Genomic DNA, 25,914 nt, shown 5'->3' on the forward strand with positions numbered 1-25,914 from the left:
TCGCCCAGCTTGATAGGTTTTTCAGAATGTCCGAACCCGAAGTCGCCGGTCGTGGAAAAGCCGCCCTGCTCGGCCCCGTCGAAGTGCGTGAGCTGGCCGAGCGCTTCGGCGTCCGCCCGACCAAGCAGCTCGGACAGAACTTCGTCCACGACGCCAACACCATGCGCCGCATCGTGGCCACCGCGGGCGTCGGCCGCGACGACATCGTGCTGGAGGTCGGGCCCGGGTTGGGGTCGCTGACCCTGGCCGCGCTGGACGTGGTCGACCGGGTGATCGCCGTCGAGATCGATCCGACGCTGGCGAAGCACCTGCCGGAGACGGTGGGCGTTCGTGCCCCCGAGCTCGCGGACCGGCTGACGGTCGTCCCCATGGACGCCATGAAGGTCACCCACGCTGATCTCCCGGCCGAGCCGACCGCCCTCGTGGCGAACCTGCCCTACAACGTGGCGGTGCCGGTTCTGCTGCACCTGCTGGCCGAATTCCCCAGCATCCGAACCACTCTCGTGATGGTGCAGCTGGAGGTGGCGGACCGGCTGGCCGCCACGCCCGGCGGCCGCATCTACGGCGTGCCGAGTGTGAAGGCGGGCTTCTACGGGACCGTCCGGCGCGCCGGAACCGTTGGCCGCCAGATCTTCTGGCCGGTGCCGCAGGTGGAATCCGGGTTGGTGCGCATCGATCGATTCGCGGAATCCCCTTGGCCGCAGGACGAAGAGTTCCGCCAGCGCGTGTACGCCGTGGTCGACGCCGCCTTCGCGCAGCGCCGCAAGACCCTGCGGGCCGCCCTAGCGGGGTGGGCGGGTTCGCCCGCGGAGGCCGAAAGGCGGCTTGTCGCAGCCGGAATCGCGCCGACCGCCCGGGGCGAGACCCTCGATACCGCCGCCTTCGTCCGGCTGGCTCAGCAGGACTGAGTCAGCGCGTCGTACAGCCAGTGGTGGGCCTGGCCTACTGTGACGCGATCCCCGAAGAACTGATCCGTCAGCGCCCAGTAGCGAAGAATCCGTTGGTCGGTGTCGGTCGAGTCAGACAGTAGTTGCTCGCGGAATTGCGTCGAATCGCGGAACCCTCGCGCGCCCGCATGGGCGCGGACGTATCGGTCGAGTTCGCCACCGCAATAAGGGTGTACGCCCGCCGCGACGAGTGGCACGACCTCGGTCATGACGTCACCCACGTCGGCGTAGAGCCCTTGCGGATCTCTGATCAGCTCCGACTGATTCCGCCAGAACTGGCGTCGGACAGCACTTTTCATCTCCGGGTCCGCAGCCAGGGCGGCCAGCTCGGCGTACGCGACAACGTCGTCGACGGTCGGATCGGCAGGCGGCTCCGGCACATTCCAGCACACCCAGTCGCGGTGCTGAATCGGCGACAGGATGCGCTGCCAGAATCGGATGAGGCAATCGTGCACCGCCCCACCGTCTTGCGCGGCGGCCAGCAGTCCGAGTCGCTCCTCCCGCTGTAGCGGGGCCGCCGTCTCCACGGCCCGCACCGACGCGCGCCGCCAGGCCAGTGACCTGAATTCGATGTCCAGCCGGGCACTTTCGGCGGCGATGACCTCCTCGATCGACCGCTCGCCGCGCAGCACCTCGGTGATCGATTCCAGCCCGAGACCGAGCGCCCGCAATCGCCGCACCAGCAGCAATCGTTTGGTAGCAGTGTCCCCGTCGAATATCCGATGCCCACCCGGACTGCGCTGGGATTCCAGAATGCCCTCGTCGCAATAGAACCGGATCGTGCGCACCGAAAGCCCCGTGGCCCGCGCCAACTCCCCGATGCTCACCAGCGCCCGCGCCTGTGTGTCCTCGGTCACAACTTCTTGAACCTCCACCCCGCTGGAGCTTTTAGCGTACTGCGAACAACTCATCCACCGAGGAAAGGCCAATCCGTGGCAACCACGCAGGAAGAAATCGTCGCAGGCATCGCCGAGATCATCGAGGAGGTCACCGGAATCGAAGCGCACGAGGTGACATTCGAGAAATCCTTCGTCACCGACCTGGACATCGACTCGCTGTCCCTGGTCGAGATCGCCGTCCAACTCGAGGACAAGTACCAGGTGAAGGTCCCCGACGAAGACCTGGCCAGCCTGCGCACCGTCGGCGACGCCGTCACCTACGTCCAGAAAATGGAAGCCGAAAAGCCCCAGCTCGCAGCGGAAATGGAGGCCAAGTTCAAGGAAGCCCAACCCGAATGATCGCCGACACCCACCTGAACCCCGCCGCCGTCGAACTGGGCTCCTTCTTCCCCCAGCCTCCGGAAGCCGTCTGGCGCGCCCTGACGGACCCGGACCTGTTGCAGCGCTGGCTACTCCGCCCCACCGGCTTCCAGCCCGTCCCCGGAATCAACTTCCGCTTCACCACCCCCGAGTCCCCGATCGACGAAATCCTCTGCGAGGTCCGCACCGCCCGCCCCCACGAACCACCCACCTACACCTGGCTACATCCCCATGCCGTCGACCCCATCCGCTTGCTCATCGACTGGACCCTCCACCCCCAGGGCCACGGCACCCGACTCCTGCTCACCCAAACAGGTTTCGACATCGAAGACCGCCGCCAGAAGATGATCCGCAACGCCACCGAGCGAAGCTGGAAACGTCGGGTCCTCCCCAAACTGACGGAGGTCATCCACCACTGACAGGATCGAGGTCATGTCCCTCGAAGAAGTCCGCCGCGAAATCGACGCGATCGACGATTTCATCGAACTGGAGCAGCGCCGCCACCGCGCCCTCACCACCCCCGACCAGCCGTAATCCCTCACCTGGCTGTTGGAGCGCCCCTATTTATGGGACTCCCGGCAGCGCGGGCCGATCGATAGCGTCGGTGGCGGTTCATTGTTCGCTGTCATTCGAAGGGGATTCCTCATGCTGCGATCGCGCAGGTCCGCGGCGGCCGCGATTTCCACAATGGGCGCGATGGCAGCCACCCTGGTGCTGACCGCCCCCGCCGCGTCTGCCGGGATCACGGATTTCAAAGTGACGGCGCCCTGGGATCCGGGGGTCTTCGTCGCCGGCTGCACCTATTTCGCGCAAGCGACGACCGAGCCCGGCGCCTACGTCAGCTTCTACGACAGCCAGGACGGCGAATTCGATCCGCCGAGCGCGATCGAGGCCGGCGTCAACGGTCTCGTCGTCGCCACGTGGACGCCGCACACCGCTGGTTCGCATCTGGTGCACGCCGTGCAGATCGGCGGTGAGCAGTCGATCAGGATCGAGGTCCGTCCCGGCGGGCCCGAGGACTGCGCCGGGATCGCCATAATGCATGTGGATCACTGATAACCCTGGACCCCAATCTGTTTCAGCGGTGTAGCGAGGTCTCGGTGTGGAGGCGGGAGAGTTTGTGGGGGTTGCGTAGGGAGTAGAGGGCGGTGATGAGGCCGTTGTCGACGCGGACGGCGAGCATGGTGTCGATCTCGTTGTCACGGCGGAGGATCAGGGCTGGATGGCCGTTGACCTGGGCGGGTTCCAGGGCGCGCGAGGCCAGGTTGGGTAGGCCGACCGAGAGGAGGGCGGCGACGGCTTCGGCTCCGATGATGGGGGTCAGGGCGGCCTGGGCGATGCCGCCGCCGTCGCCGAGGAAGACGACGTCGGGGGCGAGGATGTCGACGAGGTGTTGGAGGTCGCCGGTTTCGATGGCGTGTTGGAAGGCGGCTAGCGCAGCGCGGGTATCGGACTGGGAGACAACGCCTCTGGGGCGGCGGGCGGCGACGTGGGAGCGGGCTCGGTAGGCGAGTTGGCGGACGGCGGTGGGGGTTTTCGAGACGGCTTCGGCGATTTCGTCGTAGTCGAGGGTGAAGACCTCGCGGAGGACGAAGACGGCTCGTTCGAGTGGGGCGAGGGTTTCCAGGCAAAGAAGCATTGCCATGGAGAGGTTTTCGGCCAGCTCGAGGTCGTCGGCCACGTCGGGGGCGGTGAGCAGGGGTTCGGGGAGCCAGGGGCCGACGTAGGACTCCTTGCGGCGGCCCAGCGCGCGCAGGCGGTCGAGGGATTGGCGGGTGGTGATGCGGACCAGGTAGGCGCGGGGGTCCGCGATGGTCGCCAGGTCGACGCCGATCCAGCGCAGCCAGGTCTCCTGCAGCACGTCCTCGGCGTCGGCGGCGGAGCCGAGCATCTCGTAGGCGACCGTGAACAGCAGATTGCGGTGCGCCACAAAGGCTTCGGTGGCGGGGTCCGGGATCGCGGACATGGCGGCTCCTGATCTGTTGCGGTCTCCCCCACCAGACGCCGGAACCGGCCGTCGCATAACACCGAACGGCAGTGGTTCACGTCACATCGCTGACGCTGTTACGGCAGTTGGGGTCTCGCCGTCTTGTGGTCGTTCGAATTCAGCACCGCAAGTGAGGACCACATCATGGAACCCCGTTTCAACCTGAACGCCAACGACCTCGGCGCCAAGCTCGGCAAGCGCTTCGCCAACACCAGCGTGGCGATCATGCAGTCGGGTCTGCCGAAATCGCTGATCGAGATGGTGGAGTTGCGCGCCAGCCAGATCAATGGCTGCGGGTATTGCGTGGACGCGCACACCAAGGAACTGGCGGCCGCGGGCGAACCCGCCGTCCGGATCAACCTGGTCGCAGCCTGGCGCGAATCCACCGTCTTCACCGAGGCCGAGCAGGCCGCCCTGGCACTGGCCGAGGAGGGCACCCGCATGGCCGACGCGAATCACGGTGTGTCGGACCGGACCTGGGAGCTGGTGCGCAAGCACTACGACGACGAGCAGATCACCGCGCTCGTCTACCTGGTCGCCATGATCAATGCCGCCAACCGCCTGGCCGTGATCACTGAAACCAAGGGCGGCTCCTACCAGGCGGGCGCGTTCGAGGCGATCGCGAACTGAGCCGCGAACACCGGCGCCGGGGTGTCTAGCTGATGCCGAGCCGCGAGGTGCAGGCGGGCCAGGCGCCCCAGCCCTGGCGGGCGCGGGTGACCTCGGCGATGGCGATCTGCTCCTCGCGGGTCGCCAGGTCCGCGCGCGGCGCGTACTTGGTGCCGCCCTGGCGTTCCCAGGTGCTCTGGTCGAACTGGATGCCGCCGTAGTAGCCGTTGCCGGTGTTCACCGCCCAGTTGCCGCCGGATTCACACTTGGCCAGCGCGTCCCAGGTGGCGCCGTCGCGGACCTCGGGCACCTCGGTGCCGGGCTTGGCGCCCTTGCGAACGGTCTTGGGCTGGGCGGGCACGATCACGGTGGACTTGAGCGGATCCTTGGCCGCCTCATGCCCGTTCACGATGGACACCGCGAAAGTCACGTCCTGCGTGCCCGGTACGCCGGGATTCTCGACGATCGTGCGGCTCATATTGAGCGTCGGATCCTCGATGATGTTCTCCGTCGGATCCAACGGCACCCGCTCCGTGCGGTTCTCGACCACCTTGCGGGTGACGGTGATCTTCATGCCGTCGGTGAGCGGCGTGTTCGCGGCCGGCTGCACGAAGTCCTGGTTGACCAGCGGGCGGCCCTGCACCCGTAGCAGCTCGCCGACGGTCGGCGCGGCCAGGCGGACCAGCGAGGCGGGAACTCCGTTGTCGGACAACTCGACCGTGCGCGGATTGGTGATCAGCAGCTGCGCGCCCTCGAGCGGCAGCGGGCTGGGCCGGGCGGGCGAGGTGAAGACGTCGCCCGGAAAGTTCAGCTTGGTGACGGCCTCGGCCACGGTGAGCGCGGTGGTCCAGGCCTTGGACGGGGTGCCGTCGACGATGAGCGAGACCTCGCGGGCCCGGTTCAGCGTGATGGTCTCCCCGTCGCTGATATGCGCTCCGGCGGTGGGTGATACGTCGTCGCGACTGGTGAGCAGGTAGCCCGCGTCCTTGAGCGCGCCCCGCACGTCGCCGCGCATGGTGGATTCGACGAACTTCTTGCCGTCGACGACGAAGGTGACCTGCTTCTTGCTCATGATGGCCACGCCCGCCCCGACGATGAGCGTGACGAGCATCGCCGCGATGGCCCCGTACAGCATCGGGGAACGCGACGAGTTGATCTTCGCCAAAGCGTGCATCGGAAATCCCGGCATGGTCACAGTACGATAACGAGGGGGTCAGGGATTGACAACCACTACCGGCGGAACTGCGGGGACGAAAATTACGACCCGATATCGAACCGCAGGTAAATCACGATCGCGGCAGATCATAGTGAGCCATGCCACACCATCACAACTCGTGTCGCGAACACGCAGGAATGGTGCGAACACGAAAAAACGTGTGAGAGATCAGATTCCGTAGACGCGCCTCGCGTTGGCGGTGGTGATCTTGGCGAGTTGCACCGGATCCTGTTCGCGTAGTTCCGCCAGAGCCCGCACGGTGAACGGCAACATGTACGACTCGTTGGGCGCACCCCGGAACGGATGCGGGGTCAGGAATGGCGCATCCGTTTCGACCAGAATCAGTTCGTCGGGAACGAGTTTCGCCGCCTCGCGCAATTCATGCGCATTCTTGAAACTGACCGTGCCCGAAAAGCTCAGCACATAGCCCTCTTCCACGCAGGCCTGCGCCATGTTCGCGTCCGAGGAGAAGCAGTGGAAGATCACCGTCTCGGGCGCGCCCTCGTCCAGCAGCACGGTCAGCAGATCGTGATCGGCCTCACGATTGTGGATCATGAGCGGCTTGCCGAGGCGCTTGGCGAGATCGATGTGCCAGCGGAAGCCCTCGACCTGATCCTCGATCTCGGCGCAGCCGTCGAGCTTGCCGGGCCAGTAGTAGTCGAGACCGGTCTCCCCCACCGCGACCACGCGCGGGTCCGCGGCGAGCTGTTCCAGCTCGGCCTTGGCGGCGTCGTCGAGGTGATTGGCGCGGGTCGGGTGCAGCGCGACCGCCGCGTAGACCCGATCGTCCCAGTTCGCGGCCCGGACCGCGAAGCGCGCGGCCTCCAGATCGTCCGCGACGGTGACGATCTCCCGCACCCCCACCGCGCGGGCCCGCTCCACCAGCGCCGCAACCGATTCCGGATCGGTCGCCCCGCAGGCGTCGATATGGGTGTGCGCGTCGATCAGCGGCGACAGCGGCTGCGGCGGCTCGGGCGCGGGTCGGCGGCCGCTCATGCGCGCACTCCGAGAGAGAGGCGGGCGACACTTGCCACGGGGATATTCACGCGAGCGACGAAGGACACGCAGATAGAGTAGACACACCATGAGCGCATCCGAACGCCCCGCCTTTTACCTCACCACGGCCATCGCGTACCCGAACGGCGCCCCGCACATCGGGCACGCCTACGAGTACATCTCCTCCGATGCCCTGGCTCGCTTCAAACGGCTGGACGGCTTCGATGTGTTCTATATGACCGGCACCGACGAGCACGGCCAGAAGGTGCAGCAGGCCGCCAAGGCCGCCGGTCTCCCGGAGCAGGAGTACGCCTCACGCAACTCCGATGTCTTCGAGGCCATGGACAAGGCGCTCGACATCTCCTTCGACCGGTTCATCCGCACCACCGACGAGGATCACCTCGCGGCGTCGGCCGCGATCTGGAACCGCATGGTCGAGGCGGGCGACATCTACCTCGACACCTACGCCGGCTGGTACTCGGTGCGCGACGAGGCCTTCTACACCGAGGAGGAGACCACCGTCCTCTCCGACGGCACCCGCATCTCCACCGACACCAAGACCCCGGTGGAGTGGACCGAGGAGTCGAACTACTTCTTCCGCCTGTCCAAGTACCAGGACAAGCTGCTCGACCTGTACGAGACCCATCCGGAATTCATCGCGCCCGCGACCCGGCGCAACGAGATCGTCTCGTACGTGAAGGCCGGGCTGAAGGATCTGTCGATCTCCCGCACCACCTTCGACTGGGGTGTGCCGGTGCCGGGGCATCCCGAGCACGTCATGTACGTGTGGGTGGACGCCCTCACCAACTACCTGACCGGCGCGGGCTTCCCGAACACCGATTCCGCGTCGTTCCAGAAGTATTGGCCCGCGGATCTGCACATCATCGGCAAGGACATCTCGCGGTTCCACACCGTGTACTGGCCCGCGTTCCTGATGAGCGCCGGAATCGAGCTGCCCAAGCGGGTTTTCGTGCACGGCTTCGTCAACTACAAGGGCGAGAAGATGTCCAAGTCGGTCGGCAATGTGGTCGATCCGATGGATCTGGTGGAGACCTTCGGGCTCGACGCCGTGCGCTTCTTCCTGCTGCGCGAGATCTCCTACGGGCAGGACGGGTCCTACAGCGAGGAGGCGATCATCGGCCGGATCAACTCCGATCTGGCCAATGAGTACGGCAACCTCGCGCAGCGCTGCCTGAAGATGGTGGGCCGCGACTTCGGCGGCGTGGTGCCGACTCCCGGTGAGTTCACCGAGGACGACAAGGCGCTGCTGGAACGCGCTGGCAACTTGCTAGCGAACGTCCGCGCCGAATTCGACCAGCAGCAGATCCATCTCGGCCTGGAACAGCTGTGGCTCACCCTCGGCGAGACCAACCGCTACTTCTCCGCCCAGGCCCCGTGGACGCTGGCCAAGTCAGGCACGCCGGAGGACGTGGCCCGCGAGGGCACCATCCTCTACGTGACCATGGAGGTGCTGCGCATCGTCTCGATCCTGGTCCAGCCGGTCATCCCGGCCTCCGCCGCCAAGATCCTGGACCTGCTCGGCGCCACCGACCGCACCTTCGCCGACATCGCCACCCCGCTCGTCCCCGGCGTAGCCCTGCCGGAGCCGGAAGTGGTCTTCCCGAAGTACGTAGCCCCCAAGGCATAAGAAGAGTCCGGCGCCGCCCGCCCCCCTTCGGCGGGCGGCCACCGAGTCACACCCGCAAACCCGCGGGTGGAGATTCCCCTCCGAACTCCACCATCGGAACGGGAATACCGTGAACACACCACTGCCCGATCCGCGGAAATCGGATCGGGCAGCAGTTGATCTCGCCGAACCAGGATCCGATCCACTTGCGCCCCCGGTCAACCCGGAGAACCGGCACGAATTGGGGCACCGAGTCTCACCAGCGGATCCCGGTGGAAATTATTCGCACACGACGGATCGGTCGGCGTTCTACGGATCCACCGACGGGCTCGGGTCCGCTCGCGGGGTCAGCACGAACAGCTGATACGGGCAGTTGTCGGGATGCCAGGCGTTGTACGAGCGCATGGTCAACGAGATCTGACCGCCGGACTCGGGATCGCGAACCAGCACCAGCGAATCGTTGAACGCCTCCTCGCTGAGATCGGTGGTCCACAACCGCTCGAAGTCCGGATTGGACCGGCAGGTATCGAGAATCTGCGCGAGCCGCTCAGGCGCGACGGTACCCGGCGCGTTCACCCGCAGGATGAACAGGAGCCGATGCACGATCAGCTCCCAATTGATCAGCACCTCACGCGCGATCGGCACCGTCATCATCTGCTCGATGACGTTCGCCGGCCGTTCGGCATCCGCATCCGCCGGGATGAGCCACGGAAAGGCTTCCCGCGCGGCCTGATTCGCCGCGAGAATCTCGTACTCGGGCGTCCGGTGATAGAACGCCGGAAACGGCAGCGCCTCCAAATGCTCGATATCCTCGGCCCGCAACACCGGCGGCCACACCCCCGCCTCCACCGCCGACGGAATCGGCATCGCCAGCGAAGCCATCTTGCGCAGCAGCCACACCGGAGCCTGCATAGCCCGCGACCAGTCCACCAGCCGGTCCGGGGATAACGGGCGTTCGCCGTTCTCGAGCTTCCGATACAGCGACAGACTCACGAACATCCGCCGCGCGACTTCCTCCTGAGTCAACCCCAGCGCCTCACGCCGATACCGCATGAACATCCCGAGCAGGGGCTGCTCCGGAACGGGCTCGACAGAACCGAACATCACAGCGCCTACCCTCCGGCCGAGAGCACGAAGGGGTCCACCGTCGGGGTGCCGGGGGATCGCGGGGTGAGCATGAACAGCTGGTACGAGCAGTTTTCGGGGTGATAGACGTTGTAGACGCGCATGGTCATGCTGATGAGCTCGCCGGAGTCGGGAACGCGGACCAGGATGGCCGAATCGTTGTAGAGGTCCTGGTCGACCGGGGTGTTCCACATACGCTCGAATTCCGGGTTCACGCTGCAGGTTTCGATGATCTGCGCCAGGCGCTCCGGGGCGACGACGCCCGGCGCCAGGATGCGCAGGCTGAACAGCAGCCGGTGCACGATGGTGTCCCAGTTGACCAGCACCTCACGTGCCTCGGGCACGGTCATCATCTGCTCGATGACGTTCACCGGGCGCTCGGCGCCCGCGGGCGCGGGGGCCAGCCAGGGCATCGCGGCGTTCGCGGCCGGATTCGCCGCCAGCACTTCGTATTCGGGAAAGCGGTGGAAGTAGGCCGGATACGGCAGCGCGTTGAGGTGATCGAGGTCCTCCTGGCGCAGCATGGGCGGCCAGGCGCCCCGGGCCAGCATCGAAAGCCTCGGCATCGTCAGGGAGACCATCTTCTCCAGCATCCACACCGGTGCGTCGATGGCGGCGAACCAGTCCTCGAGCCGCTCGGCGGCCAATGCGCGCTCACCGTTCTCCAGCTTGCGGTACAGCGAGACGCTGATGTACATCCGGCGCGCGACTTCCTCCTGCGTGAGCCCTAGCACCTCGCGCCGGTATCGCATCGTCATACCGATCAAGGGTTGTTCGGGAACCGGATCGACACCTTTGATCACCACGACCGCCCTATCTTCCGCAACCTTCTCGCAAATATTTAGCCAGCACACCGCGAGGATTCAATTCCCGAGACTGGGCAAGCCTACTGAGCAGGGGCTATCGGGGCGACGGCGGATCCGCGGCCGCGTAGTTGCAGCGGTGGCGCAAGTAAGGAGTCGGGTGACTGAGGTCGGGTGCCTGCAATGCCGATCCGTCGGGATGGGGGGCAGCGACTGATAATGGCCATCTGAAGCGATCGCGGTTCAACGAGAGGGAATGGATGCTGCAGCGCACCAACTTCGACGAACGGCATCGCGCCGCGCGTGACGCGGTACTCACTTCGCAGCGGGGGCGGCTCATCGAGGCGATGGTGGAGTGTGTCGAGGCCAAGGGGTACAACGCGACGACGTTGACCGATATCGTCGGGCGCGCTCGGGTGTCGCGCAGCACCTTCTACGAGCATTTCGCGAACAAGGAGCAGTGTTTCGTCGAGGCGGTGCGGACCGGGTCGGACATCATCGCGACCCGGATCGCGGAGGAGCTGGCGCAGCTGCCGACCGATGCCGGGGCGCACGCGCGCATCGAGTCGATCGTGGTGACGTTCTGCGAAACCGTCGCCTCCGAACCGGATTTCACGCGCCTGATGCTGGTCGAGGCGTTCAAGGTGGATCAGGAGTCGGTGGCGCTGCGGGATCTGGCGGTGGACCGGTTCGCCGATCTGTACCGGGTCTTCTACGCCCAGGCGCGGGAGACCGATCCGAGCCTGCCGGTGATCGCCGATGAACTGTTCGCGCTGATTCCGGACGCCATCGGCGAGCGGACCCGGCGGGTGATCGTGGCCGAGGGCGCGCACCGGGTGCCCGAATTGGCGCCGCTGTTCGTCGAATTCGTCATCGCCGTGCTGGGCCTGCCGCCGCTCACCTAGCGAAATCGACTGCCGCTCAGACAGTTTGCGGATCGACTCGGCGGAGGCCCGAGAATGTGACGCGCTCAGGTGAACTCACTCACAGGGAGACCCTCGGTTCGTCATCCTCGGGCCATACGGATGACACATAGCGCGAGATAGCCAGGCGTTGACCGGCATCCAGTACTTTCCCGTACCCCCCACCTCAGGCCACGGGTACGGCCGCACGCTGGGTGCCCGGGCTGTGCCGTACCCGGCGTAACACTAAGCACGCGTTCACGATTCGTCTCAGACAGCTACACGGAACGCTCCAGTTCCCCAAGCTAGTTACTCTCCGGTAGCCTCATCGCATCGGAGTTCGACGATCATTTCAGTTCCTGTTTCAGCCACCCAGTATCAGGAGTTCGCCGTGCCTCAATCTCGATTCGAGTCGATCGGCGCTTATCTACCCGAGAAGCGCGTCACCACAGCCGAATTGCTTTCGCAATTGAAGGAAGTCCCCGAGTTCGATCTCGAACGAATCACGGGGGTCAAGGAGCGCCGGTTCCGCGACACCAGGCCGGAGAGCCGCGAGGATTCGTTCGTCCTGGCCATGAAGGCCGTCGAGGACAGTCTGTCCAGGTCATCCTATGCCGCAGGCGATCTCGACGTCATCATCTCCACCTCCATCACGCGCAGCAAGCACGGCACCCGCATGTACATGGAGCCGTCCTTCGCCGGGGCCATCGGCCGCGCAATCGGCGCCCGCGAGGATGTCATCGCCTTCGATCTCTCGAATGCCTGCGCGGGCATGATGAGTGGCGTCTACATTCTCGACCGCATGATTCGCAGCGGTGCGGTGAAACGCGGCATCGTGGTCAGCGGCGAGGCGATCACGCCGATCGCCGAAACGGCCGTGAATGAGATTTCCAGTAAATACGATTTGCAATTCGCGTCCTTGACCGTCGGCGATTCCGGCGCCTGCGTGGTGCTCGACGAGGCCGTCGACGACAACGACAAGATCCACTACATCGAGCTGACCACCGCGTCGGAGTTCTCGCACCTGTGTCTGGGCATGCCCAGTGACAAGACCAATGGCGTGGCGCTCTACACCGACAACCGGAAGATGCACAACGAGGCGCGGTTCCTGCTGTGGACCGACACCCAGCGCAACTTCATGGAGGAGCGCGGAATCGACTTCGCCGGTGAGGGTTTCGACTACATCATCCACCACCAGTTCGGCGCGGCGGCGATTCCGTTCATGAACGCCATTGCCGAGCGCGAGTTCGGGCACCCCATGCCGCCGGACCTGAATGTCATCGAGAAGTACGGAAACACCTCCAGCACTTCGCATTTCATCGTGCTGCACGATCAGCTGAGCCAGCAGGCGATCGCGAGCGGATCCAAGCTGCTGATGATCCCGGCCGCCTCCGGCGTGGTCGGCGGCTTCCTGTCCACCACCATCTCGTCGCTGAAGGTCTGAGGTCTACGAACATGGGCGTGCGCATCAAATCCACCGGAATCAGCCGGGACACCGACACTTTCAGCATCGTGGAGCTCAGCGGCCGGGCCGCGCGGCGGGCCATGGAGAGCGCGGGCATCGAGCCCGGCCAGGTCGGGGTCATGATCAACGCGGGCATCTTCCGCGACAGCAATACCGTCGAGCCGGCGGTGTCGGCGCTGATCCAGAAGGCCGCGGGCATCGGGCTGGATTATGTGAAGGAGGACCCGCGGTCGTTCTCCTTCGACCTGATGAACGCGGGCACGAGCGTGGTCAACGCGGTCCAGGTGGCGCAGGCGGTGCTGGCCACCGGGAGCGCGCAGCACGTGCTGATCGTGTCCGGCGACACCCATCCCTCGCTGACCCGTTCGGCGGCCGATGACGAATTCCCTTACGCCACAGCGGGTGCGGCGCTGCTGCTGGAGCAGACCGATGAGCCGGAGGGCTTCGGCCGGGTGCACACCCGCGCCGCCGAGGGCACGCCGGGCCTGGAGTCCTACGTGGACGTCGAGACCATGGGCAACCGCGGCCGCGGACTGATGACCGTGGAGCGCGAGCCGGACTACCTGGACCGGCTGCTGGTCGTCGCCGCCGAGGCCGCCCGCGCCGCGCTGGCGAGCAGCGATATCGACGAGACCACCACCGCGCTCATCGCTTCCACCCCGAGCGGGGAGTTCCCGGCCCTGCTGGCCGCCGAACTCGGCATCGCGCCCGAGGCGGTCTTCACCCCGGATCTGTCCCAGGGCGACCCGCACACCGCCTCCCTGCCGCTGGCGTATCACGCTGCCGCCGAGTCGGATTCGCTCGCCGCCTACCGCGATGTGCTGTTCGTGGCGGCGGGCGCGGGCCCCTCGGCCGCCGCGGTCGTCTACCGGCTCCCGGCCCTCGCCGGAGCCCTGGGCAGCGGGAAAGGCTGGGCGTGACCACCGCGACCTATTGGCAGGCCATCGACCGCTTCCGCGCGGTGGTGGCCGCCGATCCGGACCGCGAGGCGGTCATCTACCCCGCGGGGAAGACCGCCTCCGGCCTGCCGGACTACCGCCATCTCACCTACCGTGAGCTCGACGAATGGTCCGACACCATCGGCCTGCACCTGGCCGCGGCCGGCGTGGGCCGCGGCACCCGGACCATCGTGCTGGTGCTGCCCAGCCCGGAGCTGTACGCGATCATGCTGGGGCTGTTGAAGATCGGCGCGGTCCCGGTGGTCATCGATCCGGGCATGGGTCTGCGCAAGATGCTCAACTGCCTGCGGGCCGCCGACGCCGAGGCGTTCATCGGGATTCCGCAGGCGCATGCCGCGCGGGTGCTGTTCGGCAAGTACTTCCGGAACGTGCGGGTGACTCTCACCGTCGGCCCGCGCTGGTTCTGGGGCGGCCCGACACTGCGCGGGTGGGGTGCGCCGGCGACCTCGGGCCGCCTCGGCAACAGGCTCAGCGCCGAGCTGGGGTCGCACGGCCCGGCCAGCGCCAAGGTGGCCGCGCGACTCGACGAGCTGCTGGCCACGCTGGAGTCGCGAAAGATCGAGCACCGAGCCCCATTCGACGCGTTCACACTCAAGGAGCGGGTACCCGCACCCGCCGACGAGCTGCTGCTCATCGCGTACACGACCGGCAGCACCGGGCCCGCCAAGGCCGTGGAGATGACGCACGGGAATCTCAGCTCCATGGTCGAGCAGGTGCACGCCGCCCGCGGCCGGGTGGATCCGGGCACCTCGCTGATCACCCTGCCACTGGTGGGAATCCTCGACATGCTGCTCGGATCCCGTTGTGTGCTCCCGCCATTGGTGCCGAGCAAGGTCGGCTCGACCGATCCCGCGCATGTGGTCGACGCCATCAACCGGTTCGGCGTGAAGACCATGTTCGCCTCGCCCGCCGTGCTGATCCCGCTGCTGCGGCACCTCGAACAGCACCGGACCCCGGTGCCCACCCTGCACAGCATCTTCTCCGGCGGCGCACCGGTCCCGGACTGGTGCATCGCCGGGCTGCGGCAGGTGCTCGCCGAGGACGCCGAGGTGTACGCGGGCTACGGCTCCACCGAGGCGCTGCCCATGTCCACCATCGAATCCCGGGAACTGCTGGGCGGTTTGGTGGAGCGGGCGCATCTGGGCGACGGCACCTGTGTGGGCCGTCCGGCCGAGGGCGTGCGGGCGAGGCTGGTCGCCATCACCGACGATCCGATCCCGACCTGGGAGCAGGCCGAGGCCCGGGCGTCCGAGCTGGCGGGCACCCGGGGCATCGGTGAGCTCGTTGTGTCGGGGCCGAATGTCAGCACCCGGTACTACTGGCCGGAGTCGGCGAACCTCGCGGGCAAGATCCAGGACGGCGAGACGGTGTGGCATCGCACCGGCGATCTGGCCTGGATCGACGACGAGGGCCGAATCTGGTTCTGCGGCCGCAAGAGTCAGCGCCTGCTGACCGCCGACGGCCCGATGTTCTCGGTGCAGGTGGAACAGGTCTTCAACACCGTGCCCGGGGTCGCGCGGACCGCGCTGGTCGGGGTCGGCACGCGCGGCACGCAGTTGCCGGTGCTCTGCGTCGAGGCCGAGCCGGGCGCGGACACGGTGAAGCTGACGGCGCAGCTCCGCGAGCGTGCGGCCGAATTCGATGTCACCGCACCGGTTTCCACCTTCCTGTTCCATCCGGGATTCCCCGTCGACATCCGCCACAATGCCAAGATCGGCCGCGAACAACTCGCGGTCTGGGCGGCTGAACGGCTCGATAAGGGAGATGGACGATGAAGGTGACTGTGCTGCGGGCGATTCCGGTGCTGGGCTGGCTCTACCTGGCCCTCGGCCTGCTGCTGGCGGCGGGTGATCGCGCACCCGCCAATCGGCTGCTGCGCGCAATGTTCTGGATCGACGCCTTCCTCAGCATCGTGGTGCACGCGGCGCAGATCCCGGCCGCGCTGAAGGCCACCGCCGACACCGAGCACTCGGCGGTGAAGACGGCGGCCATGACTCAGATCTTCGGCATCACCTGGTGGAAGACGCAGGAAGCCGCATGACCGGAAAGGGTAGAGCGTGAAGGCACTTGTGACGGGCGCGTCCGGATTCCTGGGCGGAGCGCTGGTGCGCCGCCTGGTCCGCGACGGCGACTACGAGGTGGCGATCCTGGCGCGGGCCACCAGCAATCTGCGCGACCTGGCCGAGGTGATCGACCGGGTCGAGGTCATCACCGGCGATCTCACCGATCAGGTGTCGCTGGAACGCGCCACCAAGGGCGTGGACGTCGTGTTCCACAGCGCCGCGCGCGTCGACGATCGCGGCACGCGGGAGCAGTTCGTGGCCGAGAACGTCACGGCCACCGACAATCTGGTGCGGGCGGCCAAGCGCAACGGCACCACGCGATTCGTATTCATCTCCAGCCCCAGCGCGCTCATGGACCGCGACGGCGGCGACCAGGTGAACATCGACGAATCGGTGCCGTACCCGCGGCGCTACCTGAACCTGTACTCCGAGACCAAGGCGGCCGCCGAGCGGCTCGTACTCGCCTCGAACACAGCGGAATTCAGCGCCTGCGCGCTGCGGCCGCGCGCCATCTGGGGTGCGGGCGACCGGTCCGGGCCGATCGTGCGGCTGCTGGGTCGGGCCGCGGCGGGCACGCTGCCGGATCTGTCCTACGGCAAGCAGGTCGAGGCCTCGCTGTGCCATGTGGAGAACATCGTCGAGGCGTGCGTGCTGGCGGGTTCCGAAAACATCGGCGGCAAGGCGTATTTCATCGCCGATGCCGAGCAGACCGATGTCTGGGGCTTCCTCGGCGACGTGGCCACCGGCCTCGGCTATGCCAAACCGACCAGGCAGCCGAACCGACGGGTACTCGACGCGATCGTGGCCACCATCGAAACCGTCTGGCGCATACCGTTCGTCGCCACCCGGTGGTCGCCGCCGCTGTCGCGGTACGTGGTCGCGCTGATGACGCGCACCGCCACCTACGACACCTCGGCCGCCACCCGCGATTTCGGCTACCACCCGATCGTGGACCGCGACACCGGGCTGGCCGACTTCCTGGCCTGGCTCGAAACCCAGGGCGGGGTCGTCGCTTTGAACGAGAAGATCTAGGCAGGTAACCATATGTTCCGCCGTCCCATCTCCCCCACCGAACTCATCTACTTCCCGATGCGGGATCTGGCTCCGCCGTTCCTGATGCAGCTCGTGGTGGAGGGCCAGGGCAGCATCGACGCCGAGGCGCTGCGCCGCGCGGTCACCCGGGCCGCCGAAGCCAATCCGGGCGCGCGGCTGGTGCGCGACGGCAAGGACTGGGTGGACAGCGGCGTCGCGCCGAGCGTCCGGGTGGTCGACCACGCGCTGCAATACCCTGCGCTGGAAGCCGATCCGGTGCTGACCAGCCCGATGGGCCCGACCCCGGACACCACCGTCGAGGTGCTGCTGCTCACGGCCGCGCCGACCACCCTGGTGTTCCGGGTCTTCCACGGCGTCATGGACGGCATGGGCATGGTCATCTGGGCCACCGACGTGCTGCGCGTGCTGCGCGGCGAGGAGCCGGTGGGCGCACCCGACCCGATCGCCGATGCCGAACTGGTGCGCAAGGTCGGCGCGCCCGGGCGGCCCACGCTCATGCTGCCCCGGTTCCGTTCGGCGGTCGGGCACGGGCGTCAGGAGCGGGGCGAACACCGGCACCTGTTGCGCACCCGCACCATTCACGCGACCGGGCCGGGCGCGCTCATGCGGGTCGCGGCGCTGCTCGCGGAGGAGGGCGGGCCGCTCTCGCGCATCATGATCCCCGTCGACATCCGCCGCCATGATCCGACATTGCGCTCGACCGCGAATCTGGCGCTGCCGCTGTTCCTGGACGTGCGGCCGGGCGTGGATTGGCAGCAGCTCAACGAGATCAAGCGCGCGGGCCTGAAAGAGAACCGCGAACTCAACCAGATGGACAACGGCGGCCTCAAATACCTGCCCCAGGCGGCCGGGCGCGGCCTGCTGCGCACCCTGAACGTGCTGGGTGCGCGCACCGGCCTGAACCTGGCCTCCGCCACCGTCTCCCACATGGGCCGCTACGACCTCGACGAGCTCGCCGTCCCCGGTTTCACCCCGACCGCCATCAAGGTCATGCCCCAGCACAGCGTCGCCATGCCGCTGCTCATGGGCATGACCGAATGCGGCGGCCGCACCGAACTGACCGTCTCGGTGCGCAACGGCCGCGGCATCCCGGAACGGCTGGACGCCCTGCTCGATCGCATCGTTCGCACGCTGGAATCCGAACTGACACCCGCGAATTCGAACGCCGAACACTGAACTCCTCGCCTCTGACCCGATCGGAGACCGCTATGACCGACATCGAAATCGCCCCCGGCGCAGTGGAATCTCCGTCCAGGACAGTGGAACCGGGCGGCGTGATGGCCGCATGGGCTCGGATCGTGGTGGCGCGGCCCAAGACCGTGCTGGCGGTGGCGGTGCTGTTCGCGCTGCTCTGCGGTCTGTTCGCGGCAGGGCTGCAGCAGCGGGTGAGTGCGGCCGGATTCGTTGTGCCGGACGGTGAATCCGCGTCGGTGGATGCTTGGGTAACCGAGCGGCTGGGTCCGCAGAATCCGGACGTCATCGCCATTTACACCGCGCCCGAGGGGCAGTCGCTCAGCGATATCGGGCCGCGGGTGACCGCGGCGATCGGGAAGATCGATCCCGCCCTGCTGGACCGGCCGGTCGAAAGCTATTGGAACAGCCCGCGATCGAATTACCTGCGGTCCTCGGACGGCCGCCAGGCGGTGGCCGTGGTGTTCTCTGCGGGCAATGACAATCAGCGGGTCGCCGAGTATCCGAAGATCGCCGCCGCACTGCGGGTTCCGGGACTCGACACCAAGCTGACCGGGTACAGCGCGCTCGCCGACACCATCAGCGAGCAGTCAAGACACGATCTGGTGCTGGCCGAATCGATTTCGATCCCGCTCACCGCCCTGGTGCTGGTGCTGGTGTTCGGCGGGGTGGTGGCCGCCTCACTACCGGTGCTGATCGGCACGCTGGCGGTGGTGGGCGCGCTGGGCACGGTCGGGATCATGGCGCGGCTGACCGAGGTCAGCGTGTTCGCCATGAACGTGGTGTCGCTGCTGGGGCTCGGATTGGCCATCGACTACGGGCTTTTCATAGTCGGACGATTCCGGGAGGAACTGGGACAGGGACGCTCGACCGAGGAAGCGGTGACCCGGACCCTGCAGACCGCCGGGCGCACCGTGCTGTTCTCGGCCGCGCTGCTCATGTGCGCGTTCGCGGGCACCTTCGTGTTCCCGCTGGCCGTGCTGCGTTCGCTCGGCATCGGGGCCATCGCCGCGGTCGGGCTGGCCGCACTGCTGTCGGTGACCGCCCTGCCCGCCATCCTCGCCCTGCTCGGCCCGCGCATCGGCAAGTGGAGCTGGCGCGCGGACGCCTTCGAACGCTCCGAGCTACGGGCGCAGCAGTTCTGGGGACGGGTCGTCACGGCGGTCATGCGGCGGCCCGGCGCGGTGGCGATCGCCGTCGGCGCGATCCTGCTCGTGCTCGCCGCCCCGCTGACCGGCGTGCGCCTCGGCGATATCGACCACACTGCCCTGCCCGCGGGCAATGAAACCCGCACCGCCGTCGAGGAATTGAGCGCGCACTTCCCGGCCGCCAACAGCGGCGCCACCATCCTGCTGCGCGAAACAGGCGGCGGTGCAGCGAGTTCGGCCGCGATCAGCACGGCATTGCGGGAGATCGGTGCGGTGCAGGGCGTGCGCCAGGCGACGGCCCTCGACACCAAGGACGGCACCACCGTCATCCACGCCGCGCTGGCCGCCCCGGATCGCTCGCCGCGTGCCCAGGACATCGTGCACGACCTGCGCGACCTGCGGCTGGATGGGCTGGAGCTGAAGGTGGGCGGCGAGAGCGCCTCCACCGTCGACTCCATTGCCGCCGTACTGGACCGGCTGCCGCTCATGATCGCGGTCATGGTGGCGGTGACCCTGCTCATGCTGGCCCTGGCCTTCCGCTCGGTCGTGCTGCCGCTCAAGGCCGTGCTCATGGCATTCCTCAGCCTGACGGCCACCTTCGGGGTGCTGACCTGGATATTCGATCAGGGACATCTGGCGGGCGTACTGCACATCAGCGTCGGGCCGCTGTCGGCGGGAATGCTGGTGCTGATCATCGCCGTGGTCTTCGGGCTGTCCACCGACTACGAGGTGTTCCTGCTCTCGCGAATGGTGGAGGCGCACAACGCCGGAGCCGACACCGAGGAATCGGTGCGCGTCGGCACGGTGCAGACGGCTCGTGTGATCACCGCCGCCGCAACGCTTCTCGTGCTCATCACCGGGGCGTTCACCCTGTCCCCGCTCACCCCCATGCGATTCCTCGGCCTGGGCATGGTGATCGCCCTGATCATCGACGCCACCCTGGTCCGAATGCTGCTGGTTCCGGCCCTGGTCAAGCTGATGGGGCCCGCCAACTGGTGGGCCCCGGGCAATCGGAAGAAGATTCAGCCGAAGAACTCGATCAGCGCGGGGGCCAGCACCGGAGCCTTGACCAGGTGAGTCTGGCCGGGCAGGACCTTATACGTCGCTCCCGGAATCGCCTGGGCCAGTGCCTCATTGGCATTGCGCATCCAGGCCGGGCTCTTGCTGCCCGCGATCACCGCCACCGGCGCGCCGAGGTCGGTCCACCGATCGGCGGGCAGCTTCTGCCCCTTCTGGAACTGCGCCACGTACTGGAGGTCGTAGGCCATGGTCGGCGCGACCTGCTTCAAATGACTCCAGCCCGGGAAGAGCGGGAACGCGGCCACCAGCAGTGCGGGCAGGCGGACGCCGTACCGCATGAAGTACTTCACCGCGTCACCGTTCTTCCCCTGCGCCAGTAGCGAAGTGATGTGCTCGACGTAATCGTCCGGCGCGGGCGGGCGGGTCCCGTCGTCGATCACGAAGGGCACCTCGTAGAGCGCGACCTTGCGGACCCTGCGGCCACTGCGCAGGTAGTCCAGGATCATTCCGCCGCCGGAGGAGATGCCGTACAGCATCACGGGCTCCCCGGCCAGATCGGACACCGCGTCGAGATCCTCGAATTCGCGCTCGATGTCCAGCGGAAGATTCTCGCCGCTGCCGCCGCGGCCGCGCCGGTCGTAGGTGAAGACGGTGTATCGGCTCGAAAGCGCCTCCGCCAGTGCCTTGTTGGGGCCGAAGTCCTGGGTGGCGAGTCCGCCGTCGACCAGCACCACCGCCGGGCCCGAACCGTATCGGGTGTAGGCGATCCGGGTGCCGTCCTTGGAATCTACGAATCCTTTGATGGTGTCCATGATGTGTCCCTCCTTGTTGGATCTACGGTCGCAGTTCCGGCGGCCCCGGGGAATTGCCGGGATATCAAGACAGCTATGCCGCTGCGGCATCAATGCGCGGCGGGCATACTCGGGCGCATGGTCGAGCCGCCACGGACCCCGGAGGGCGTGGAACTGCGGCATCTGCGCGCCTTCGTCGCGGTGGCGGAGGAATTGAACTTCGGGCGGGCGGCACAGCGGCTGTATGTCACCCAGCCCGCGCTCAGCCGGACCATCCGGGGGCTGGAAAAGCTGGTGGGCTGCGATCTCTTCCATCGCAATACCCGCAGCGTGAGCCTGACCGCCGCCGGGAAGGCGATGCTGGATCGAACCCGGGACGTGCTCGCCGACCTGGATGCCGCGATGACCGCGGCGCAGGCGGCGGGTGGCGAACTCTCGGCCCGCATGGATCGGATCTGGAGTCCGGTGCAGGAGAGTTTCGACGGTGAGCTCGCGCCCATGCGGGAGGCGTTCGAGGCCATGCACGCGCAGTTGCCCACGCCCGAGGGCGTATTGCTGGAACCGGTGAATGCCGGTGGGGTGCCGGGGATTCAGCTGGTGCCCGCCGACGCGTCCGAGCTGACCGTCGTCTACGCGCACGGCGGCGGGTTCATGATGGGTTCGGCCTACGGCTATCGCGGGATGGCGGGCGCGGTGGCCCGGTCGGCACGCGCCCGGGTGCTGACGCCGGAATTCCGGCTCGCGCCCGAGCATCCGTTCCCGGCGGCCCGCGACGATGTGCTGACCGTGTACCGCTGGCTGCTGGATTCCGGCCACGCACCGGACCAGATTGCGCTGATGGGTGATTCGACCGGCGCGATGCTCACACTCTCGGTCCTGCTGCGGGCCCGCGACGACGGCCTGCCCATGCCGCGCGCGGCCGTGCTGCTCTGCCCCTCCGTCGACTTCTTCGCCCCGGCCGAGTCCGCACCCACCGAGGTCGAGCTGCATCTGCGGTTCCAGTCCGCCTACCTGGGGCAGCTGCCGGCGCACGATCCGGAGGCCAACGCGCTGTGCGCGGATCTCGGCGGGCTGCCGCCGACCCTGGTGCAGTCGGCGGAATTCGATGACATGGGCCGCGGGACCGGCACGCTGGTCAGCGGGCTGCGCGAGGCCGGAGTCGCGGTGCGGCACGACAGCTTTCCGGTCGAAGGCCATGCCTTCCAGCTGTACTGGTCATTCCATCCGGAGGCCGCCGAGGCGGTGCGCCGCATCGGGGAATTCCTGCGCGATCCCGTGATCCGGTGACGCAGCTGCGTGCCGCGGAATTCGCTCGCGGACACACAGCTGCGCTTCACCGGGTCGCCATCGTTCGCCATTGAACGCGGCGCACCTGCGAACCGGTGTCGGCCCGCGGAGATGAGCGCACAACCCCCTTCGTCATGCGCGCATCTCGGCCGGCCGACGCGCGGCCTCAGGGGCGGAGTCGTACCGGCAGACCGGTCAGACCCCGCACGATCAGGGATTTGCGCCAGGACAACTCGGCATCGGCGGCGAGCTCCAGGTCGGGATAGGCCGCGAGCAGGCGGGTCAGCGCGACCCCGCCCTCCATGCGGGCCAGTGGCGCGCCGACACAGCGATGGATGCCGTAGCCGAAGGCCAGGTGGTTCTTGTCGGCGCGATCCAGGTCGACGGTGTGCGGATCGGTGAAACGGGCCGGGTCGCGGTCGGCCGCGGCCATCGACACCAGAATGCGCTGTCCCGCGGGGATTTCCACGCCGCCCAGGGTGACGGGGACCGTGGTGTAGCGGAAGGTGGCCTCGCTGGCCGGCGATTCGTAGCGCAGCACCTCCTCTACGAAATCCGGTACCCGGTCCGGATCCTGGGCGAGGGCGGCGCGAACGGTCTTGTCGCTCAGCAGGATCGCGACCGCGTTCGAGATGAGGTTGACGGTGGTCTCGAAACCCGCGACGAGCAGCAGGAACACCATGCTGATCAGTTCGCGGTGCGACAGCTTGTCGCCGTCCTCGCTGACCGAGATGAGTTCGGACAGCAGATCATCGGCGGGCTCGCTGCCCTTGGCCCGGATCAACTGGTCGATGTAGCCGACGAACTGCTGCACCGCGGCGGTGCGGGCCTCGATGGTCTCGTCATTGGAGACCAGGGTGGTCGACCAGGCGCGGAAGTTGTCGCGCTCCTCGTTGGGCACCCCGAGCAGCTCGCAGATGACCAGCATGGGCAGCGGAAAAGCGTAGCGGTCCAGCAGATCCTGATCGGTGCGCGCGTCCGCCGCCAGGTCTTCGAGCAGGGCGTCGGCCAATTCGGTGATGCGCGGGGCCAGTTCGCGCACGGCGCGGCTGCTGAAGGCCCGGTTCACCAGGGTCCGCAGGCGGGTGTGCTCCGGCGGGTCGTAGAAGACCATCATGTCGCCGAACATGGCGCTGGCCACCTGACCGCCGCCCGCCTCACCCGCGAGTGCGGCCCGCGCGCCCTTCGATTTGAGCGCCTTGCTGATGGTGGGGTCCAGGAACGCGGCCTTGGCGACCTCGTAATCGGTGATCAGCCAGCCGGTGCCGCCGTCGGGAAAACGCACGAGATGCGCCGGGCCGCGCCCGCGCAACTCGTCGTAGGCGGCGTGGGGGTCCTGGTAGAAGTCGTCGGTCAGCACGAACGGCTCGGTCGCCAATTCGCTTGCCGTGACGGCGGTCTCATGCCCCATGATCGGCGACTCTAACAGTGCGCCACGCCACCGGTCCCGCCGCCGACCACCCCCGCCACTGCATACACTCGCAGTGCACACACTAGGCAGAATGCGAACCACCGACACCATGCACGAACCCGAAAACCCCACGCTGGGACGGTTTTTCACGTTCCTGCGGCAACGCGAGGAACAGCGCCGCCACGACGCCGGAACGCTGCCCCGCAACCGCAAGCTGAGCCGCGAGAAGGCGGCCGGCGAAGCCCACATCACCGCCAGTTACCTGACGAAACTGGAGCGGGACGAGGTCGGGCGGGTGGATATCGGGATCCTGCGCCAGCTCACCGACACCTACCGGGCCAATGACGAGGAATGGCGCTACGCCTGCGATCTCGCCGGGTACGCCTCACCGTATCCGGTGTGGCCCGGGCTGGATCCGGCCTCGCACATGCCCGCGCTGGAGGTGTTCCAGGAGGCGCTGACACCGATCATGCGCACCGAAATGGCCGAGGCCACCGGCGATCTGGTGTCCTTCTACACCCCGCAGCGGCGACTGCTCGCCGCCAACCAGGCCTATTACGACACCTTCCCCACCCATGAGCCCGGCCTCTACTTGTTGGAGTGGTCGTTCACCGACGAGGCCAAAGAGGTGATGGTCAACTGGGACGACCAAGCCGACGTGGGCGTCGCCTGGCATCGCGGCATGATCGGCCGCTACGGCCACACCGACTGGGCGCAGGAACAGCACCGCAGGCTCTGGGAGTTCCCCGAATTCCGGAAGAAGTGGGAGAACGTCGAAGTCGCCTACGCCCGAGCCCTCAGCGCCGAAACCCTGGTCCGCAAGCCCGACGGCGACTACGTGATGATCATGGAGAATTGGCAGCTCCAGCACCATCTGCCGATCACCAGGTCCCGCGGCCGACTACACCGCCTGTAGCCCCCACGCCGGTCAGCCGTGGCGCTCGGTCCTAGTCTGCGGACCGTGCCGCGAGCACCGCGTCGTACAGCTCGCGGCGCGAGGCGCCGGTGGCGGCGGAAACCTCGGCGCACGCATCCTTGAGCCGCAACCCGGACTCGATCAACGCCTCCACCTGCCCGACCAGATCGGCAGGCTCCGCCGAAACCGGCTGCGCCCCTTCGAGAACAACGGTGATCTCCCCCCGCGCCCCCTCCACGGCCCACGCGGCCAGTTCGCCCAGCGTGCCGCGCACGACCTCTTCATACGTCTTGGTGAGCTCCCGGCACACGGCTGCCCGCCGCCCCGCCCCGAGCACCTCGACCGCATCCGCCAGACAATCGGCCAGCCGATGCGGAGCCTCGAAGAACGCCACCGCCCGCGGCTCCGACGCCAGCGTCCGCAGCCACTCCTTCCGCTGCCCCGACTTCCGAGGCGCGAACCCATCGAAACAGAACCGCTCCACCGGCAACCCCGACAACGCCAACGCGGTGGTCACCGCCGACGGCCCGGGCAAACACGTGATCGGCAGCCCGGCCTCCACGCAGGCCGCCACCATCCGATACCCCGGATCACTCACCGACGGCATCCCCGCATCGGTCACCAGCAGCACGGTCCGCCCGCCCTGGATCTCCTCGAGCAACATGGGAATCCGAGCGGTCTCGACGTGGTCATAGAAGCTGACCACCCGCCCGGTGATCTCCACATCCAGCGCCTTGGCCAGCGACCGAGTCCGCCGCGTGTCCTCCGCCGCCACGATCTCGGCCGTCCCCAGCGCATCCCGCAACCGCTGCGAGGCGTCCCCGATATCCCCCATGGGCGTAGCAGCCAAGACCAGCCGTCCGCCAGCACTCGGCTCCGCACTCATGTGACTCCTCCGCCTCGATTCCACCCAACTCCTCCCCCGACTCTATCGACGCCACCCCGACGCCACGACCTCCCCACCGCTGACCTGGTTCGCCGAGTGGCACACCAGCGAGGGGATTTGTCGGGATCGACCGCGCTGGTGTGCCACTCGACGGCAATGCGACGTCTCCGATGAGCTTCCGGCGGATCGGGCTGAGGCGCGTGGCAACACCGCCGCCCACGCGTGGTCGGTGACGGACCGGTCCATGGAGGGG

General features: G+C 67.4%; 25 protein-coding genes. 16 read left to right on the forward strand and 9 right to left on the reverse strand.

Going from position 1 to position 25,914, the window contains the following annotated elements:
- The first annotated feature begins 26 nt into the window (after nt 1-26).
- Nucleotides 27-908: a 16S rRNA (adenine(1518)-N(6)/adenine(1519)-N(6))-dimethyltransferase RsmA gene (gene rsmA, locus ACAM49_RS14110; RefSeq protein WP_369635939.1), complete on the forward strand. Its 882-nt coding sequence runs from the start codon at nt 27-29 to the stop codon at nt 906-908.
- On the opposite strand, the gene ACAM49_RS14115 is transcribed toward rsmA, so the two are convergent.
- The gene (locus ACAM49_RS14115; RefSeq protein WP_369635940.1) at nt 896-1,804 is read right to left on the reverse strand and encodes a MerR family transcriptional regulator; all 909 of its coding nucleotides are present in this window, start codon (nt 1,802-1,804) and stop codon (nt 896-898) included. The genes rsmA and ACAM49_RS14115 overlap by 13 nt on opposite strands.
- Nucleotides 1,805-1,879: 75 nt before the next feature.
- Here ACAM49_RS14115 and acpM point away from each other — a divergent pair, with 75 nt between their 5' ends.
- The 3 genes from acpM to ACAM49_RS14130 all read left to right on the forward strand — a co-directional run bounded on the left by acpM (nt 1,880) and on the right by ACAM49_RS14130 (nt 3,262).
- Nucleotides 1,880-2,185, forward strand: a complete 306-nt coding sequence (gene acpM, locus ACAM49_RS14120) for a meromycolate extension acyl carrier protein AcpM (protein WP_040812659.1) — start codon at nt 1,880-1,882, stop codon at nt 2,183-2,185.
- Entirely contained in the window at nt 2,182-2,625 is a 444-nt protein-coding gene (locus ACAM49_RS14125; RefSeq protein WP_369635941.1) for an SRPBCC domain-containing protein, read from the forward strand. Before acpM ends, ACAM49_RS14125 begins: the two co-directional genes overlap by 4 nt.
- 277 nt (nt 2,626-2,902) lie before the next feature.
- Nucleotides 2,903-3,262, forward strand: coding sequence for a hypothetical protein (locus tag ACAM49_RS14130; RefSeq protein WP_369635942.1), 360 nt, complete (start codon nt 2,903-2,905; stop codon nt 3,260-3,262).
- A gap of 22 nt (nt 3,263-3,284) precedes the next feature.
- On the opposite strand, the gene ACAM49_RS14135 is transcribed toward ACAM49_RS14130, so the two are convergent.
- Complete coding sequence (locus ACAM49_RS14135; RefSeq protein WP_369635943.1) at nt 3,285-4,172, reverse strand: RNA polymerase sigma-70 factor; 888 nt, start codon at nt 4,170-4,172, stop codon at nt 3,285-3,287.
- Nucleotides 4,173-4,337: 165 nt separating this feature from the next.
- Here ACAM49_RS14135 and ACAM49_RS14140 point away from each other — a divergent pair, with 165 nt between their 5' ends.
- Nucleotides 4,338-4,823: a carboxymuconolactone decarboxylase family protein gene (locus tag ACAM49_RS14140; protein WP_369635944.1), complete on the forward strand. Its 486-nt coding sequence runs from the start codon at nt 4,338-4,340 to the stop codon at nt 4,821-4,823.
- A 25-nt stretch (nt 4,824-4,848) separates the two neighbouring features.
- Here ACAM49_RS14140 and ACAM49_RS14145 read toward each other — a convergent pair whose 3' ends face one another.
- Entirely contained in the window at nt 4,849-5,976 is a 1,128-nt protein-coding gene (locus tag ACAM49_RS14145; RefSeq protein ID WP_369635945.1) for a transglycosylase family protein, read from the reverse strand.
- 210 nt (nt 5,977-6,186) lie between these two features.
- Nucleotides 6,187-7,014, reverse strand: coding sequence for a TatD family hydrolase (locus ACAM49_RS14150; RefSeq protein ID WP_040812668.1), 828 nt, complete (start codon nt 7,012-7,014; stop codon nt 6,187-6,189).
- Nucleotides 7,015-7,102: 88 nt separating this feature from the next.
- Between ACAM49_RS14150 and metG the strand changes: the two genes are divergently transcribed.
- Nucleotides 7,103-8,662: a methionine--tRNA ligase gene (gene metG / locus ACAM49_RS14155; protein ID WP_369635946.1), complete on the forward strand. Its 1,560-nt coding sequence runs from the start codon at nt 7,103-7,105 to the stop codon at nt 8,660-8,662.
- A gap of 288 nt (nt 8,663-8,950) precedes the next feature.
- Here the strand turns inward: metG and ACAM49_RS14160 are convergent, their stop codons facing one another.
- Both ACAM49_RS14160 and ACAM49_RS14165 read right to left on the reverse strand, forming a co-directional pair.
- Entirely contained in the window at nt 8,951-9,745 is a 795-nt protein-coding gene (locus ACAM49_RS14160; protein ID WP_369635947.1) for a helix-turn-helix domain-containing protein, read from the reverse strand.
- Between the two features lie 8 nt (nt 9,746-9,753).
- Nucleotides 9,754-10,524, reverse strand: coding sequence for a helix-turn-helix domain-containing protein (locus ACAM49_RS14165; RefSeq protein WP_369635948.1), 771 nt, complete (start codon nt 10,522-10,524; stop codon nt 9,754-9,756).
- Between the two features lie 305 nt (nt 10,525-10,829).
- Here ACAM49_RS14165 and ACAM49_RS14170 point away from each other — a divergent pair, with 305 nt between their 5' ends.
- From ACAM49_RS14170 to ACAM49_RS14205, 8 genes are all read left to right on the forward strand, one after another.
- Complete coding sequence (locus ACAM49_RS14170) at nt 10,830-11,474, forward strand: TetR/AcrR family transcriptional regulator (protein ID WP_369635949.1); 645 nt, start codon at nt 10,830-10,832, stop codon at nt 11,472-11,474.
- 388 nt (nt 11,475-11,862) lie between these two features.
- On the forward strand, nt 11,863-12,915 hold the full coding sequence (locus tag ACAM49_RS14175) for a 3-oxoacyl-ACP synthase III family protein (protein ID WP_369635950.1): 1,053 nt from the start codon (nt 11,863-11,865) through the stop codon (nt 12,913-12,915).
- An 11-nt stretch (nt 12,916-12,926) separates the two neighbouring features.
- Nucleotides 12,927-13,856, forward strand: a complete 930-nt coding sequence (locus ACAM49_RS14180) for a hypothetical protein (protein ID WP_369635951.1) — start codon at nt 12,927-12,929, stop codon at nt 13,854-13,856.
- Nucleotides 13,853-15,670, forward strand: coding sequence for a fatty acid CoA ligase family protein (locus tag ACAM49_RS14185; protein ID WP_369635952.1), 1,818 nt, complete (start codon nt 13,853-13,855; stop codon nt 15,668-15,670). The genes ACAM49_RS14180 and ACAM49_RS14185 overlap by 4 nt, the downstream gene beginning before the upstream one ends.
- A complete protein-coding gene (locus tag ACAM49_RS14190; RefSeq protein WP_369635953.1) occupies nt 15,667-15,936 on the forward strand; it encodes a hypothetical protein in 270 nt (89 codons plus the stop codon). Before ACAM49_RS14185 ends, ACAM49_RS14190 begins: the two co-directional genes overlap by 4 nt.
- A 16-nt stretch (nt 15,937-15,952) precedes the next feature.
- A complete protein-coding gene (locus ACAM49_RS14195) occupies nt 15,953-16,990 on the forward strand; it encodes an SDR family NAD(P)-dependent oxidoreductase (RefSeq protein ID WP_369635954.1) in 1,038 nt (345 codons plus the stop codon).
- Between the two features lie 12 nt (nt 16,991-17,002).
- Nucleotides 17,003-18,187, forward strand: a complete 1,185-nt coding sequence (locus ACAM49_RS14200; RefSeq protein ID WP_369635955.1) for a peptide synthetase — start codon at nt 17,003-17,005, stop codon at nt 18,185-18,187.
- A 101-nt stretch (nt 18,188-18,288) separates the two neighbouring features.
- Complete coding sequence (locus ACAM49_RS14205; protein WP_369635962.1) at nt 18,289-20,427, forward strand: MMPL family transporter; 2,139 nt, start codon at nt 18,289-18,291, stop codon at nt 20,425-20,427.
- Here the strand turns inward: ACAM49_RS14205 and ACAM49_RS14210 are convergent.
- Nucleotides 20,373-21,182: an alpha/beta fold hydrolase gene (locus tag ACAM49_RS14210; RefSeq protein ID WP_369635956.1), complete on the reverse strand. Its 810-nt coding sequence runs from the start codon at nt 21,180-21,182 to the stop codon at nt 20,373-20,375. The genes ACAM49_RS14205 and ACAM49_RS14210 overlap by 55 nt on opposite strands.
- A 117-nt stretch (nt 21,183-21,299) precedes the next feature.
- On the opposite strand from ACAM49_RS14210, the gene ACAM49_RS14215 reads away from it, so the two are divergent.
- Entirely contained in the window at nt 21,300-22,448 is a 1,149-nt protein-coding gene (locus tag ACAM49_RS14215; protein ID WP_369635957.1) for an alpha/beta hydrolase fold domain-containing protein, read from the forward strand.
- A gap of 166 nt (nt 22,449-22,614) precedes the next feature.
- Here ACAM49_RS14215 and ACAM49_RS14220 read toward each other — a convergent pair whose 3' ends face one another.
- A complete protein-coding gene (locus ACAM49_RS14220; RefSeq protein ID WP_369635958.1) occupies nt 22,615-23,859 on the reverse strand; it encodes a cytochrome P450 in 1,245 nt (414 codons plus the stop codon).
- A gap of 91 nt (nt 23,860-23,950) precedes the next feature.
- Here ACAM49_RS14220 and ACAM49_RS14225 point away from each other — a divergent pair, with 91 nt between their 5' ends.
- Complete coding sequence (locus ACAM49_RS14225; RefSeq protein WP_369635959.1) at nt 23,951-24,775, forward strand: helix-turn-helix domain-containing protein; 825 nt, start codon at nt 23,951-23,953, stop codon at nt 24,773-24,775.
- Nucleotides 24,776-24,806: 31 nt separating this feature from the next.
- Here the strand turns inward: ACAM49_RS14225 and rsmI are convergent, their stop codons facing one another.
- On the reverse strand, nt 24,807-25,661 hold the full coding sequence (rsmI, locus tag ACAM49_RS14230) for a 16S rRNA (cytidine(1402)-2'-O)-methyltransferase (RefSeq protein ID WP_369635960.1): 855 nt from the start codon (nt 25,659-25,661) through the stop codon (nt 24,807-24,809).
- Between the last annotated feature and the right edge of the window lie 253 nt (nt 25,662-25,914).

This window comes from Nocardia sp. JMUB6875, from assembly GCF_041154655.1.
In the GTDB taxonomy this organism is placed as follows: Bacteria; Actinomycetota; Actinomycetes; order Mycobacteriales; family Mycobacteriaceae; genus Nocardia.

Coding starts and splice junctions, on each gene's coding strand:
- ACAM49_RS14130 (WP_369635942.1), top strand. CDS start 2,903: ATGGCAGCCACCCTGGTGCTGACCGCCCCCGCCGCGTCTGCCGGGATC.
- ACAM49_RS14150 (WP_040812668.1), bottom strand. CDS start 7,014: ATGAGCGGCCGCCGACCCGCGCCCGAGCCGCCGCAGCCGCTGTCGCCG.
- metG (WP_369635946.1), top strand. CDS start 7,103: ATGAGCGCATCCGAACGCCCCGCCTTTTACCTCACCACGGCCATCGCG.
- ACAM49_RS14125 (WP_369635941.1), top strand. CDS start 2,182: ATGATCGCCGACACCCACCTGAACCCCGCCGCCGTCGAACTGGGCTCC.
- ACAM49_RS14180 (WP_369635951.1), top strand. CDS start 12,927: ATGGGCGTGCGCATCAAATCCACCGGAATCAGCCGGGACACCGACACT.
- ACAM49_RS14200 (WP_369635955.1), top strand. CDS start 17,003: ATGTTCCGCCGTCCCATCTCCCCCACCGAACTCATCTACTTCCCGATG.
- ACAM49_RS14205 (WP_369635962.1), top strand. CDS start 18,289: ATGGCCGCATGGGCTCGGATCGTGGTGGCGCGGCCCAAGACCGTGCTG.
- ACAM49_RS14225 (WP_369635959.1), top strand. CDS start 23,951: ATGCGAACCACCGACACCATGCACGAACCCGAAAACCCCACGCTGGGA.
- ACAM49_RS14135 (WP_369635943.1), bottom strand. CDS start 4,172: ATGTCCGCGATCCCGGACCCCGCCACCGAAGCCTTTGTGGCGCACCGC.
- ACAM49_RS14165 (WP_369635948.1), bottom strand. CDS start 10,524: ATGACGATGCGATACCGGCGCGAGGTGCTAGGGCTCACGCAGGAGGAA.
- ACAM49_RS14190 (WP_369635953.1), top strand. CDS start 15,667: ATGAAGGTGACTGTGCTGCGGGCGATTCCGGTGCTGGGCTGGCTCTAC.
- ACAM49_RS14210 (WP_369635956.1), bottom strand. CDS start 21,182: ATGGACACCATCAAAGGATTCGTAGATTCCAAGGACGGCACCCGGATC.
- rsmI (WP_369635960.1), bottom strand. CDS start 25,661: ATGAGTGCGGAGCCGAGTGCTGGCGGACGGCTGGTCTTGGCTGCTACG.
- ACAM49_RS14160 (WP_369635947.1), bottom strand. CDS start 9,745: ATGTTCGGTTCTGTCGAGCCCGTTCCGGAGCAGCCCCTGCTCGGGATG.
- ACAM49_RS14145 (WP_369635945.1), bottom strand. CDS start 5,976: ATGCACGCTTTGGCGAAGATCAACTCGTCGCGTTCCCCGATGCTGTAC.
- ACAM49_RS14220 (WP_369635958.1), bottom strand. CDS start 23,859: ATGGGGCATGAGACCGCCGTCACGGCAAGCGAATTGGCGACCGAGCCG.
- ACAM49_RS14140 (WP_369635944.1), top strand. CDS start 4,338: ATGGAACCCCGTTTCAACCTGAACGCCAACGACCTCGGCGCCAAGCTC.
- ACAM49_RS14215 (WP_369635957.1), top strand. CDS start 21,300: ATGGTCGAGCCGCCACGGACCCCGGAGGGCGTGGAACTGCGGCATCTG.
- rsmA (WP_369635939.1), top strand. CDS start 27: ATGTCCGAACCCGAAGTCGCCGGTCGTGGAAAAGCCGCCCTGCTCGGC.
- ACAM49_RS14170 (WP_369635949.1), top strand. CDS start 10,830: ATGCTGCAGCGCACCAACTTCGACGAACGGCATCGCGCCGCGCGTGAC.